Below are 13,353 nucleotides of genomic sequence, written 5' to 3' on the forward strand. Positions count from 1 at the left end.
CGCGGGAGCAGGGATCCTACACCGTGGTGGGGAGCTACGGCTACATGCCCCTAGAGCAATTTGGCGGCAGAACTGTGCCTGCCTCCGATCTCTACAGCCTAGGCGCCACGCTGATTCACCTGCTGACAGGCCAGCATCCGGCGGACTTGCCGCAGGTGGGATCCCGGATTGGGTTCGAGCCAGCGGTGCAACTGAGCCCGGCCTTTCGCGACTGGCTGCGCTGGCTGACAGAGCCCTTAGTGGCGGATCGCCCCACTTCCGCCCGGCAGGCCCTGGCGGCACTGGAGCAGTTGGATCGCCACCCCCTGCCGGTTCCTTCAACAGCAGCCGCAGTTCCCCGCCGAAAGCCGGCAGGCAGCCGGATTCAACTGTACAAGTCCGAGCAGACCTTTCTGGTAGTGATCCCGGCCCAACAAGCCGGTGCCTTGGCTTTGTTGCCTTCCGCCATTGCTTGGAACTCCTTCATCACCTTTTTCACGATCATGTCGGTTTGGGATGCTCCTTTTCCGCTCAATCTGATGCTTGGCCTGCTCACGCTGCCCTTCTGGACGGTGGGGTTGGTAATGGCGGGCGGGATCCTCTACGGGTTATTCGGCGGCAAGGCTTACCTGCATATTGACAAAGAACGGATCGCCTTAGCCCACGAGCTGCTTGGCCTGCATTTTCGCAGAGTTCCCCCCAGTTTACGACGGGATATTGACCGGCTGGAGTTGATCCCGCGACATACCAAACGGGATTCCGATGGGGATCGCGTGGAGGTGAGCCCACGGTTGAACATCTGGGCGGGCATCCGCAAGTACGAGCTAACGGGTCTGCAGGAGCCAGAGCTGGAATGGCTGGCCGCGGAGCTGAGCCATTGGCTGAAGATCCCGATTGAGCGGCGGGAAGAGAAAGAAGAGTAGTCCTCAATCCAAGTAAGCGCTCAGCTCCTGCTCCAAGGTGGGCAGTTGCACCTCTCCCCGCTCCAGCTCCTCCAGGTCTTGCAGTTGTCTACGCAGGCGGGCAATCCGCTCCCGTAGATACTCTTTGATGCCCTTAGCCCCCAGGCTGAGGCAACTGCGGCAGATCTCGCCATAGATTTGGCCGCGGTCGTTGTAGACCACCGCCAGCAGCACCTGCTGCCCCTTTTTCTGGATCGGGGTGGCCCATCCGCCGCAGATAATGCAGGGCACGCGGCCATTGCCCCCGTAAATGCTGCGTTCCCAGACAATTTTCACGCTCGGCCTCCCTGCAACTGTCGCCCACCAGCATAAAAACCCAGGGGGATCCCTTGCCACCCTAGATCACTTGCCAACTCCCCTCTCCCTGAGGGAGAGGGGTTGGGGGTGGTCGCGTTAGCGGCGCGGAGCGCTTGGGCTGCCTCAGGGAGAGGGGTAAGGGCGGGATCCCTACCATCTAAGCGTTGGGTTGGGTGGGCTGGCTGGGCCGGGAGCGGTCAATGGTGCGGTAGGTGAGGCTGGCTGCTACCTCTAGGGCTTTGGCAGCGTCGCGGAAATAAAATCCCAGCTCCTCATCTTTCTCAGTGCGGTTGGGTTTATTGAACTTGGCCTTGAACTGCACATTGCAATACATGGCCAACCCCACCAAAACCTCTGACAGGCCGTGCTGGTTGATCAGCCGTTCCACATCCGTGAGCAGGCTTTTGATTAGGGCGTCGGCTACTGGCTCTGGCAAACTGTCCAGGTCGTGCATCGGGATTCCTCAGCAAACGAAATGGCAAGCCGGCGGGTTTGGATTCCGGCTCAACTTCTCCTGATTTTCCTGCATCTTTTTAGGAATGCCCAATTCTGTCGCTAACGCTGCTGCCACTGCCGGAGCCACAGGGTAACGAATGGAGGGCTCTCTAGCCGCCTGCTCCAGGCGATAGCCATGCTCTTTGGAGCCGGGATGCCGCACGCGGTTCAGGCAACTGTGCCGGGGGCAGCGCGAAGCAAGCCGGGCAAAGCGGGCCGAGAACCACTCCCGCATCGTTGAAGAGGTGGCGCACCCGCTTCTTGCCTTCAAACCATCTGCCACAGGCCGCGCAGTAGCAGGCAGGGGTGAAGTGGCAAGCCGTTGCCAAAGGACGCCGTCCCGCTGACGCGATGGATTCGCATAAACCTCCGGAAGGGCGTAGTGTCTCTTTTGAGCCCTCGCTTTTTGGAGCTTCCCCGCAAGGGACAATGCGAAAATAGGCCAAGCGCAGCGTAGAGTGCAGGTTTGGAGTGAAGCCATGCCGGTAGCTTCTGAATACGCCTTTCCTTTCGAGCACCACCAGAAGTTCTCCCTGGATAACCCCACCATCTCTAGCCCTGGCGTCTCCAAACGGGAATACGTGGCCAGCAGGGTGTTGCAGGGCATGCTCAGCAATCCCCAAACCGCCATTGGCGATCTCTCGCCTGAGCAGCGACAGGCTTTGGTCTACACGGCAGTGTTGTTGGCAGATGAGCTTTTGGCTGCCCTCGCCACGCCATAGGCATTTCTCTAGTCCCTCTTGTGGGAAATCACAGGCTCAAGGCCGGCCCAGCCACAGGCCACTGAAGCCCAAAGTCAGCAGCGTTAGGGGCAGACCAAAGCGCAGGTGCTCCCCAAAGGTCAACACATACCCCTTCCTGGCTGCCGCCTCAACGGTAATTAAATTGGCCACTGCCCCAAACAAGGTCAGATTGCCCGCCAAGGTGGAGCCGGCAGCTAGGAGTAGCCAGGCAGTCGTCCCCTGCAGTGGGAGCAGCGACTGCAGCAGCAGCACTGCCGGCACGTTGGAGATGAGGTTGGACAGGAGGGCAACAGCAGCCAGCAGCGCCAACGGGGATCCCGCCACCTGCTCCGCCCAGGGCCCTAGGCTGGGTCCCCAGCCGGCCAGCAGCTCTCGGGTTGCCCGCGTCAGGATAAACAGCCCAGAGAACATCACCAACAGATTCCAGTCCACCTGCCCCAAAAACCGCTCCGGCTTCAGCCGGCGGGTAATCAGCAAGAGGGCTGCTGCCAGCAGGGCCGACTCGGCTAGGGGCAAGCCGGCCACAAAGGCCCCAAACAGCGCCACTGTAATGGCTACGCTCTTGCGCAACAGGGGTGGGTAGAGGCGCAGCGGCGTCCAAGGCGCCTGATGGATGAAGGGCTGCAGCGAGCGCACCTCGGGGTAGTAGAGCCACAGCAGCCCCACCTCCAGCAGCAGCCCCACCACGGCAATCGGGGTCATCTGGGCGGCAAACTCCAGGTAGCCAATCCTGGAGAAGGAGCCGATGAGGATGTTCTGCGGGTTGCCGCTCAGGGTGGCTACAGACCCTAGGTTGGTGGCTGCCGCCAAGCCCAAGAGATAGGGAATGGGGTTCAGCCCCAGCACAGTGGTTACCTGCAGCGTGAGGGGGGTAAACACCAGCGCCAGGGTATCGTTGAGGAGAAAGGCCGAGAGCAGCCCACTGCCAAACACCAGCATAAGCAAAAGCCCAAAGGGGCTGCGGCTAACCCGAATTAGGCCCAGCAAAGCCAACTGGAAGGCGCCGCCCTGGGACAAGCTGGCGTTCACCACCATCATGCTGAGGAGAAAGACAATTGTGGTTGGGTCGATGGCTGCCCAGGCCTGCGGCAGCGGCACCGTCCCCAGGGCAATGAGCAAAGCGGATCCCACCAGGGCAATCGTGGCCCGGTTCATGCGCAACCGGGGCAGGGATCCCAGCCCCAGCCCGACATAGCTCAGGATCAGCACCACCCAAGAGAGTGCCTGTTGCACCTGCCAGCCTCTTAGCCCTCCCTAGAACTCGTAGCCAAACAGGCGCGGATCCGCCGGCTGCAGCTTGAGATCCGCCAGACCGTACTCGGCCCAGCGGCGATCCACCCGGCGGGCCACTTCCGGATCCGAGGCAAGCGCTTGCCGCCAAGGGGTGTCCGTTTCCGGCGGGATCTTGGTGGTGGCGTCGATCCCCATCTTGCCCCCCAGGCCCCGCTTTTCGGTGGCAAAGTCCAGGGCGTCAAAGGGGTTGTCCGGCAGAATAAACACATCCCGCTGCGGATCCACCCGCGAACACAGGCACCAGAGCACCTGCCGCGGATCCCGCACGTTGATGTCCTTGTCCACCACGATGACAAACTTGGTGTAGCTAAATTGGGGCAGGGCGCTCCAAAAAGCCAGGGCCGCCCGCCGCGCTTGGCCGGGGTAGGCTTTGTCGATGGACAAAATCGCCGCCTTGTAGCCCAGGGCCTCCATGGGCAAAAAGAAATCCACAATCTCCGGCACCTGCTGCCGCAGAATGGGGGTGTAAATGCGGTTCAGGGCCAGCGCCATCATGTCGTTTTCCTTGGGGGGCTTGCCGCTGAAGGTGGTGAGGTAGAGGGGATCGCGGCGGTGGGTGAGGCAGTGGAAGCGAATGAGGGGAGCCTGCTCGTTGCGAGGGCCGTAGTAGCCAATGTGATCCCCGGCGGGGCCGTCGGGGGCCACCTCCCCCGGCGTGATGGTGCCCTCCAGGACAATCTCCGCGTGGGCCGGCACCTCCAAATCCACTGTCTTGCAGCGGGCTAGCGGCAGTCCTTCCCCACTGTAGAGACCGGCAAACAGCCACTCCGAGAGATCCACCGGCAGGGGCGTGGCTGCTGCCAGGATCACGGCGGGATCCACCCCGATGGCCACCGCCACTTCCAGCTTCCGGCCCAGGGCCGCCGCCTTGCGCAGGTGCCGTGTGGCCCCCCGCACCGACAGCCACTGCACTGTCATGGTGTTGCGGCTTTGCAGTTGCAGGCGGTACACCCCTACGTTGGGGATGCCGTTTTCCGGGTCTTTGGTAACCATCAGGCCCAAGGTCAGCACCCGTCCGGCATCGCCAGGATAGACCCGCAGCAGGGGCAGTTGGGTGAGATCCACCGCCTCACCAAGCAGCACCACCTGCTGACAGGGGGGGAGCAGATCCCGGCTGGGCCTAGCCTTGAAGACACTAAACAGCGCCTGTCCCAGCTCCACCGCCTGGGCAAAATTTTTTGGCGGGCGCGGCTGGTAGAGCAAGGCCAACTTTTTCCCCAGCTCCTCCAGCTCCCGCGGCTCCTCCATCCCCAGCGCCCAGCAGATGCGCTCCACCGTGCCCAAAACGTTGATCAGCAGCGGCATCGAGGATCCCTTCACCCGCTCAAACAGCAGCGCCGGCCCCCCGCAAGCCAAAAGGCGATCGGCGATCTCGGCAATTTCCAAATCGGGATCCACCTCCGCGGCGACGCGGCGAAGCTGGCCACGGGACTCCAGCAGGGCAATAAAACGGCGCAGATCTCTGGGCATGAGTTGGGGACAGTTTACTTGTCGCGGCTGAGGGCTAGGCCGCTCATGAAAGGCTTTTGCAGGGCAATAAACACCACCAGCGGCGGAATGCTGGCGATGATCGCCCCCAGCATCATGGGGCCATAGGAGGCGGAGCTATCCAAGTTGAGTAGAGATTGCAGCCCCACCTGCACCACCTGTCGCTCCCGGCCTTGCACGATCAAGCGGGGCCACAGGTACATATTCCAAGCGTAGACGAAGTGAATCACCGCCTGGGCCCCGATGGCGTTCCAGCTCAGGGGGATCAGCACTTGGGTGAGAAACTGCAAGGGGTTTGCCCCGTCCAGTTGGGCTGCCTCCGCCAGCTCGCGCGGGATGTTGGAAAAATGTTGGCGAAACAAAAATGTAGCCGTGGCGCTGGCCAGAAAAGGCACGATCAAAGCGTAGTAGGTGGATCCCCAGCCCAAGTTGGTGACCAGCCGCAGTAGGGCGATGATCAAGATTTCTGTGGGCATCATCAAGGTCATGAGCACAAAGCCAAAGGCCAGCCCCTTGCCTGGAAAGCGAAAGTAGACAAAGACCAGCCCCGCCAACAGCGACAAAACCGTCTTGCCCACCGTGATGGCCGTCGCCACGATGGCGCTGTTGACCATGTAATGGCCTAGGTGACGCGCCACCATCACCTGCTGCCAGTTAAAGGCAAACGAAGAGCCAAAGGTCAATTGATAGCGAAACACCTCGGCGTTGTTTTGGGTGCTCACGATCAGGGCATACAACACCGGAAACCCCAACGCCAAACAGGCCAGCCACAGGCCCAGGTGGACATACCAGCGCTCCGGGATCCAGCGCCGCCAGGACAAGGGAGAAGACTTTTGGCACACGGGGCTGGGCTGGGCGGCTAGCGACTGCGGATCCTGCAACAGTTGAGCCATGACACCTCCAGGCAGAGGACGCTGAGGGGCAGGGGGAGCTTTTGCCCTCTCTGTTGAGGATAATTCGTCAGGATTAACCCCAGGCTAAAAAGGCCGATCTGACCTGGGTTCCCAGCTTGGCGGGTACTTTATACCGGCGAGAGGAAAGGAGTAGAGTAGAACAGCAGTGTCTGAAAGAGGATCCCATGACCCGAGGCTTTGGTCCCTTCGGCAAAATTCAGGAAGCCCTCAAGAAAGCCCAAGAGGTGCGCGACGGTGCCCAAAAACTGCAAAAAGAGCTGGAAGAAATGGAGATCGTCGGCGAGGCCGGCAATGGGCTGGTGAAGGTGACGGTGAACGGCAACCAGGAGCCCCTCAAGGTCTCTCTGGATCCCCAAGTACTCCAGGAGCCGGTGGATGTGGTGGAGGACTTGCTCCTAACGGCGATGGTGAACGCCTACACCCAGTCTGCCGAGACGATGCGCAAACGCATGGAGGAGCTGACCGGAAATATTAGCCTGCCGGGGTTGGGGTTGGGCTGATCCCGGCCAGCCTGGCTTCCTATGTACACTCGCCCTTTGGCTCGCCTGATCGAGGAGCTGCAGCGGTTGCCCGGCATTGGCTCCAAAACAGCTCAGCGCCTGGCCTTGCACTTAATTAACCGGCCCGCTAGCGAGGTCGAGGCCCTGGCCAAAGCCCTGCTGGAGGCCAAGCAAACCGTTAAGTACTGCTCCGTCTGCTTCAACTGGTCGGCGGAAGATCCCTGCGAGATCTGTCGCTCGCCGCAGCGGGATCCCTCCACCTGGTGCGTAGTGGCCGATGTCAAGGATCTCATCGCCATGGAGCGCACCCGCGAGTTCAAGGGCCTTTACCACGTTTTGGGAGGCCTGATCTCGCCCATGAACGGGATCGGGGCCGAGCAGTTGCGCATCCGCGAGCTGGTGGCCCGGGTGGCGCGGGAAAAGCCCCAGGAGCTCATCTTTGCCCTCAGCCCCAGCGTGGAGGGGGAGGTCACCATGCACGTGGTTAAGGATTACCTGAAGCCGGTTGCCCCCGGCCTGCGCATGACCCGTCTGGCCTTTGGCCTGCCCATGGGATCCGAGCTGGAGTATGCCGACGAGGTCACCCTGGCCCGTGCCCTAGAAGCGCGGCAGGAGTTTTAGCTTAATCGGCGGGAAGCCCCGCACTGTATTTGTGAATTGTGCTTACTCAAGAGTAAATCAGTGTCGGGATGAAAGCCGTTCGTCCTACACTTGAGGAGAACAAGTTAAATCTCCGGAGAGTTTCCCGCCGTGGGTCGCACGGTGGCAGCACGCTGAGGCCTCTGGACAAACAAGTCCAAACAAGTCTGTGAAGCGTGAAGCCCGTCCTCTATCTAAGTTGCGTTTACTCAACGAAGATGAGTGTCGGGAGGCGTTCACGCCTAGGCAACTGCGGGCTGAGTTTGCCCCAGAGTAAGCCTCCGATGTCCAACCCCGAAGTTGTTGCTAAGGTGAGGACAAGGGGTTTTGTCATGGGATCCCGGTACTTACCTGAGGTCAAGTAAAGTTCAACCAGCAATGCGGAGGGGGCAGCGATGGCGGATACGGCGCAAACTCACCTCAGCTCAGGCCCCGTCCAGGGGCTGGACTATGTAGTTCTGGGAGTGGCCTCTTGCTTCCAACGGGATGAGGACGGTCGCCTCAGGGAGGTGTTGGTGGCCGAGCCGGTTCCCGCCGCCGCCCTGGATTGCCTCGCCCAAGAGCGCCGCAGCACTTCTTACTGCCTTCTCTACGCCACTACTTACGCAGAAGTTGTCGATAACGGGATCCCGACTTTGCCCGCCGATGTTTTCCCGCCAGGGGTGGTGCTGGGAGAAGGTTTTGTGGAGCGGCTACAAGCGGCGGCCCGTACGTACCGCAGCAAGCCCCAATTTTGTCACATCCCCCTGCACCAGGTCTGCACGCCAGAGAGGGGGGTGTTCAAGCTCCATTTCAGCGCTGAGCCGCGGCGAATTCTCAACGCGGTAATGGAAGTGAGGGATGCCGACAACATCAAGCAGCACCCCCACACCCATCAGCCTTTCTAGGCCCGCTAGCAGCTATCGCTACCACGTCTGATGAGCAACCAAAGTTGCTTACGGGCTTTTTCGCCCCGCACTTAAGTACGGGGCTACCAAGCCGCCCCGCTGTGTGATAAGGAAAGCTGCGCTGTCGGGCAAAGAAGGGATCCCTGTAGGCCTCAGAGGGGCTCCCCAACCATGATCAAAGAGCAGGTGAGGCGTTCTAGGAGGCGAGTGGTCGTGTCGCTGAAGGATAGGCTCCCGCTGGGGTTACGCCGCCGAAAAGAGGGCAACACCACCAGGTCAAACCCTTGGGCCTCCTGCAAGAGAGCTTTGACGACCTCGTCGCTGGCCAAGACTTTTACCTGGACGGGGTAGCCCAAGTCTGGCTGTTGGGCCAGGGACAAAAGCTGCGCCTCCAGCCACTGGCGATCGCTTTCGGGGGTGCTGGCGAGGCAGATGTGGAGCAAGGTAACCTCTCCCTGGTTGGCGGCAGCCAAGATCTCGGCTAAGCGCACTGCCCGAGCCGCCTGCGAGCGAAAGTTTTCCAGCGCCACCAGGATCCGCCGCAGCTTGTGAGGGGGCTGGAGCAGGCGCGCCACGGCAACCGGGCAATGGGCAGCCCAGAGGACACTGTTGATGACACTGCCGAAGAGGCGGGCCCGCAAGCGGGTGGGATCGCTCCAGCCCATGACGATGAGGCTGGCGTTCTGCTCACGGCTGGCGTGGCTGATCCCTTGGGCAACGTGGCTGTCGATGCGGCTGAGGGGGGTAACTTCTACTCCCAAGGCCTGACAAAACTCCACTGCCCGCCGCAGCAGACCCTCGCCGTGTTCTAGAGAGTCCTGCAGCAAGGGAGAGTCCATGTGCAGGTGGCCGGTCGCCACTGCGAGGGGAACCACCCGCCCGCCCTCGTGCTTGGCCAGGAGGCAGGCCATCTCCAGCAGGTTTTCCTCGGTTTCGGGATTGGCCAGGGGCACCACGACCACGTAGGGCTGGGGAGGCGGCGCTACAGAGACCCCTGCCCCAGACGGGAGTCGGCCCTGTTCCTCCTCCCTGGCCATCTGCGTAGCCGCCCGAGTGGTCAAAATTGGGCCCAGCGTGGCCGTAACCAGCATTAACACCACCACGCTGTTGAGCACCTCTGCATTGAGCAACCCCACGCGGTACCCCACCAGGGTTGCTGCCAAGGTGGCCGCCACCTGGGGTAAGGAAAGCGACCACATCATCAGCTTTTGCGCCGGGGTGTAGTGGTAGAGCCACTGACAGAGTTGGGCGGCAGCGTATTTGCTTAGAGTCAACCCCAGCAGGATACTCAGTATCAGCCAAAGGGAGCTGAGGGTTTGTAGAAAGGCGCGCAGGTCGAGCAACAGCCCTATATCCACAAAGAAGACGGGGATGAACAAGATGCTGCCGACAAAGACGATCTTCTCTTTGACGGAGCCCTCCCGCAGCACATCGTTCACGGCTAGCCCCGCCAAGAAGGCGCCGATGATCTTCTCTACCCCAATCCACTGCGCCCCCAGAGCTGCCACAAACAGAGCCAGCAGCACAAACAAAAATTGGTTGCCCTCTTCGCTGCCGGTTACACGAAAAAACCGCTGCCCCAGCCAGTCCACCCCAAACAGGACCGCAGCCCCATACAGCAGCAGGGATCCCAGCAGCCGCACCAAGCTCCAGAGGGAAAACTCACCGCCGTGGATGCCGACACAGACTGCCAAGACCAGCAGCGCGGCAATGTCGGTGAAGATGGTGCCGCCGATGGTGACCAGCACCGCCTCGTTTTTCACCAGGCCATAGCGGCTGACAATGGGGTAGCCCAGGGGAGTGTGGGAGGCAAACAGGGATCCCAGCAGGATGGCGGCGTTCCAGCCGAAGCCAAATAGCCGCCCAATGGCAGTGCCCACGGTTAGGGGGATGGCAAAGGTCAACACGCCAAAGGTGGCGGAGCGGTTGCGGGTCTGCCGAAATTGCTCCAGGTCGATCTCCAGCCCAGCCACAAACAGCAGGTAGACCACGCCGATATCCGAAAGCAACTGCACTGTCGGCAGCTTTGAGCTCAGTAGGTTCAGCCCCTGCGGCCCCAGGGCGATCCCCGCCGCCAAAAGGCCCACCAGCCCCGGCAAGTGCAGCCGCTCAAAGAGCAGCGGCACCACCAGGATCACCCCCAGCAGTAGAGCAAACGAGAGGATAGGCTCCTCTTGCAAAAGCGAGCGTATGGCCTCCATCGGCCAGGCCCTCGAGTGGACACTTTCCTGATTATGGAAGCAACCTGCCCAAATAGCCGCAAGCAGCCCCCCGGCTTGGTCAACCCTCCTCTGGCCAGGAAGGGGCTTGCCAACTTTAGCCAGGAGGGATCCCACCCCTTCTCGGGACTCTCCTAAAGGTGCTCTCAGCAAACCTTAGCTACTGGGGGGACCCTCCTGGACTTGCAGCGTCAGGGCCAGGATCCAGATACCCCCGCGAAAGAAAGTAGGATACTCTACAACCACGCGGTGGGACATCCCGTGGCTGCTCGTGGAGGGACTCCAGGATCTCTGTTACAGAAACTGATGGCTTTCCGGCTGCAGCACCACCTCGTTGGGCACGGCATTGGCGGGCAGCGTGAGGACAAAGTGAATGGCCTCGGCAGCCGTGGCGGGGCTGAGCATTTTGTCCCGCTGCACCTTGAGGCTGATGGGATCCCAGAAGGGCGAGTCAATGCCGCCAAAGTAAAACAGGGTAAAGCGCACCCCAAAGCGCTTCAGCTCATCGGCCATGCACTTGCTAAAGCCGACCACGCCAAATTTGGCGGCACAGTAAGCTGCAGCCATAGCCATAGGGTGACGCCCAAGAATGCCGGGGAAGTTGAGGATGTGGCCGGATTTTTGCTCCCGCATGGCGTTGGCCGCCAGTTGGCTGGTGTAGAAGCTGCCCTTGAGGTTAACCGCCAGCATCCGCTCCAGCTCGGCAGGGGTAATTTGCGGGGCAGGCTTGAGGATCCCGGCTCCTGCCAGGTTGATCAACACGTCGATCCGCCCGTGCCTTTGTAGGGTCTGGTTGACAAGGGCCTCCACCTGGGCATAGTCCGTTACATCGGCAGGGATCCCCAGCCCGGAGGCAGCCCCCAGGGACACCGCTTTCTCCGCCAGCGCGCGCAAGGGATCCTCCCGCCGTGCCGCCAGCACCAGATGGGCTCCGGCCTGGGCCAACATAGGCACCAGGGCGCTGCCAATGCCCCCTGTGGCCCCTGTAATGAGAACAACTGCCTGGGACAATGAGGAAGACACGTTACGTTTTTTAAACTCTTCCTCTCATCATACCCAGGGAGTGGCCTTGAGGGGCGATTTAAACGCGACGCAGCCGCAGTCGTTGCACCCATTCTTCCCCGAAGCGCAGCCAGTCTGCCATTTTTTCTGGACTCACCTGTTGGTCATCCCGCCAAACAACAAGCTGCGGCCCAGATCCCTCAGCGCTACAAGGAGGATGCTGCTCCAAAAAACTAAGAAAACTAGGATGGAAGCGCAGGCGAATCTTGGCCTCATCTTCTCCGCGCAAAAGGTAGCTGCGGGAAAACTGAGGGTGGCCCTCGAAGTTGATATCTTGCATGCCAAAGGCTTTGGCAATGTCATGAAACAGGGGAATATTCGGATGTAGCCGAAAATGAGGTAGCCGTAGATCTTCGCAATAGGCCCAGAAAACAGACTGGCGATGAGTGCTGCGACTCTTGCCGCTACCGCGGGTGTACTTATAGTCAAAGGCACCGATCTCAGTTCCATCGATTAGCCGCTTGGACATTGAGTTGTAGAAACGTCGATCGTAGCCTTGTTCAAATAGTTCAAAGCCTGCCTGAAGCAAGTGGGAGCGGATCCCTTCGGGTAGCTCCGCTGAAAACGACATGCCCAGGCTCCTGGCCACCTGCTCCAAAGCTTCCCGACGCTTCTTCTCTAGATAGTCAGCTAGATAGACAACAAGCGCCAGAAGGCCGATAAGAAAAAACGAGAACAGAACAAAAATAAGCCATTCCATTCCAAACCCTCCCTCCAACCTCTAGACTTTGGCGATCCTACTTAGAGTATCTAGGCGGGCACAAAAAAAGGATCCCCTCAGCAAAAGAAGGGATCCCGTTCCAAAACCTCATTCGAGAACGAATGTTTTGGATGAAAACCTCGATCAGGCGTCAAAATAGAGTGCAAACTCGTAGGGGTGAGGCCGCAGGTTGATGGGGTTGATCTCGTTGTCGATCTTGTACTCGATATAGGTCTGGATGAGATCCTCGGTAAAGACACCTCCCTCCAGTAGGAAGTCGTGATCCTTCTGCAGGTTTTCCAAAGCATCCAGCAGGGATCCGGGCGTGGAGGGGATCTTGGCCAGCTCGTCCGGCTCCAGATCGTAGATGTCCTTGTCGAGGGGCTCGCCGGGGTGGATCTTGTTCTTGATCCCGTCCAGGCCGGCCATCAACATGGCCGAGAAGGCGATATAGGGGTTGCAGGTGGCATCGGGGCAGCGGAACTCCAGCCGCTTGGCCTTGGGATTTTTGCCTGTAACTGGAATGCGAATGGCTGCGGAGCGGTTGCCCTGCGAGTAGGCCAAGTTGACCGGCGCCTCAAACCCAGGCACCAGGCGCTTGTAGGAGTTGGTGGTGGGGTTGGTAAAGGCTAGGATGGCTGGGGCGTGCTTGAGCAGGCCGCCGATGTAGTAGAGAGCCGTTTCGCTCAGATCGGCATAGTTGCCTTCTTGGTAAAACAAGGGCTGGCCGTCTCTCCAGAGGGACTGGTGCGTGTGCATGCCGCTGCCGTTGTCATTGAAGAGGGGCTTGGGCATGAACGTCACCGTCTTGCCGTGCTTGCGGGCCACGTTCCGGATCACGTACTTGTAAATCATCATGTAGTCGGCAGCCGTGATTAGATCGGCAAAGCGGTAGCCCAGCTCCCCTTGCCCGCCGGTGGCCACCTCGTGGTGGTGCTTCTCGATGGGCACCCCCAACTTGGCCATTGTCAGCAGCATCTCGGTGCGGAGGTCTTGATGGGCATCGGTGGGCGGCACAGGGAAATAGCCCTCTTTGTAGCGGGGCTTGTAGCCCAGGTTGCCGCCTTTTTCCTCCCGGCCTGAGTTCCAGCGGCCCTCGATGGAATCGACAAAGTAGTAGCCGGCGTTTTGGGTCTGGTCAAACCGTACATCTTCAAAAATAAAGAACTCTGCTT

13 protein-coding genes and 1 pseudogene are annotated in these 13,353 nt (G+C 60.3%); 5 read left to right on the forward strand and 9 right to left on the reverse strand.

Features of this window, described 5'->3' with window-relative positions:
* Window positions 1-902, forward strand: a pseudogene (locus NW835_RS03285) (serine/threonine protein kinase); the annotation flags it as partial.
* A 3-nt stretch (window positions 903-905) separates the two neighbouring features.
* Here NW835_RS03285 and NW835_RS03290 read toward each other — a convergent pair.
* Both NW835_RS03290 and NW835_RS03295 read right to left on the reverse strand, forming a co-directional pair.
* Window positions 906-1,217, reverse strand: a complete 312-nt coding sequence (locus NW835_RS03290; RefSeq protein WP_414371039.1) for a hypothetical protein — start codon at window positions 1,215-1,217, stop codon at window positions 906-908.
* Between the two features lie 178 nt (window positions 1,218-1,395).
* Entirely contained in the window at window positions 1,396-1,692 is a 297-nt protein-coding gene (locus NW835_RS03295; RefSeq protein WP_414366127.1) for a hypothetical protein, read from the reverse strand.
* Window positions 1,693-2,212: 520 nt separating this feature from the next.
* Here NW835_RS03295 and NW835_RS03300 point away from each other — a divergent pair.
* Complete coding sequence (locus tag NW835_RS03300; protein ID WP_414366129.1) at window positions 2,213-2,455, forward strand: hypothetical protein; 243 nt, start codon at window positions 2,213-2,215, stop codon at window positions 2,453-2,455.
* 36 nt (window positions 2,456-2,491) lie between these two features.
* Here NW835_RS03300 and NW835_RS03305 read toward each other — a convergent pair whose 3' ends face one another.
* The 3 genes from NW835_RS03305 to NW835_RS03315 are packed head-to-tail and all read right to left on the reverse strand — an operon-like array spanning window position 2,492 to window position 6,150.
* A complete protein-coding gene (locus NW835_RS03305) occupies window positions 2,492-3,709 on the reverse strand; it encodes an anion transporter (RefSeq protein WP_414366131.1) in 1,218 nt (405 codons plus the stop codon).
* A gap of 21 nt (window positions 3,710-3,730) precedes the next feature.
* The gene (locus tag NW835_RS03310) at window positions 3,731-5,239 is read right to left on the reverse strand and encodes a UbiD family decarboxylase (RefSeq protein ID WP_414414512.1); all 1,509 of its coding nucleotides are present in this window, start codon (window positions 5,237-5,239) and stop codon (window positions 3,731-3,733) included.
* 14 nt (window positions 5,240-5,253) lie between these two features.
* Window positions 5,254-6,150, reverse strand: coding sequence for a carbohydrate ABC transporter permease (locus tag NW835_RS03315; RefSeq protein ID WP_414414513.1), 897 nt, complete (start codon window positions 6,148-6,150; stop codon window positions 5,254-5,256).
* A 185-nt stretch (window positions 6,151-6,335) separates the two neighbouring features.
* Between NW835_RS03315 and NW835_RS03320 the strand changes: the two genes are divergently transcribed.
* From NW835_RS03320 to NW835_RS03330, 3 genes are all read left to right on the forward strand, one after another.
* The gene (locus NW835_RS03320; protein ID WP_414366136.1) at window positions 6,336-6,671 is read left to right on the forward strand and encodes a YbaB/EbfC family nucleoid-associated protein; all 336 of its coding nucleotides are present in this window, start codon (window positions 6,336-6,338) and stop codon (window positions 6,669-6,671) included.
* Between the two features lie 21 nt (window positions 6,672-6,692).
* Window positions 6,693-7,292: a recombination mediator RecR gene (recR, locus tag NW835_RS03325; protein ID WP_414366137.1), complete on the forward strand. Its 600-nt coding sequence runs from the start codon at window positions 6,693-6,695 to the stop codon at window positions 7,290-7,292.
* Between the two features lie 413 nt (window positions 7,293-7,705).
* Entirely contained in the window at window positions 7,706-8,197 is a 492-nt protein-coding gene (locus NW835_RS03330) for a hypothetical protein (RefSeq protein ID WP_414384888.1), read from the forward strand.
* Between the two features lie 152 nt (window positions 8,198-8,349).
* On the opposite strand, the gene NW835_RS03335 is transcribed toward NW835_RS03330, so the two are convergent.
* The 4 genes from NW835_RS03335 to glnA all read right to left on the reverse strand — a co-directional run.
* Window positions 8,350-10,398: a cation:proton antiporter gene (locus NW835_RS03335; RefSeq protein WP_414414514.1), complete on the reverse strand. Its 2,049-nt coding sequence runs from the start codon at window positions 10,396-10,398 to the stop codon at window positions 8,350-8,352.
* Between the two features lie 312 nt (window positions 10,399-10,710).
* The gene (locus NW835_RS03340) at window positions 10,711-11,439 is read right to left on the reverse strand and encodes an SDR family oxidoreductase (protein ID WP_414414515.1); all 729 of its coding nucleotides are present in this window, start codon (window positions 11,437-11,439) and stop codon (window positions 10,711-10,713) included.
* 58 nt (window positions 11,440-11,497) lie between these two features.
* Entirely contained in the window at window positions 11,498-12,178 is a 681-nt protein-coding gene (locus NW835_RS03345) for a hypothetical protein (protein WP_414414516.1), read from the reverse strand.
* A 144-nt stretch (window positions 12,179-12,322) separates the two neighbouring features.
* Window positions 12,323-13,353 (reverse strand): type I glutamate--ammonia ligase (gene glnA / locus NW835_RS03350; protein WP_414414517.1); only part of this gene is annotated, 1,031 nt, incomplete at its 5' end.

The organism is Synechococcus sp. OH2 (assembly GCF_047462155.1).
GTDB lineage: Bacteria > Cyanobacteriota > Cyanobacteriia > Thermostichales > Thermostichaceae > Thermostichus.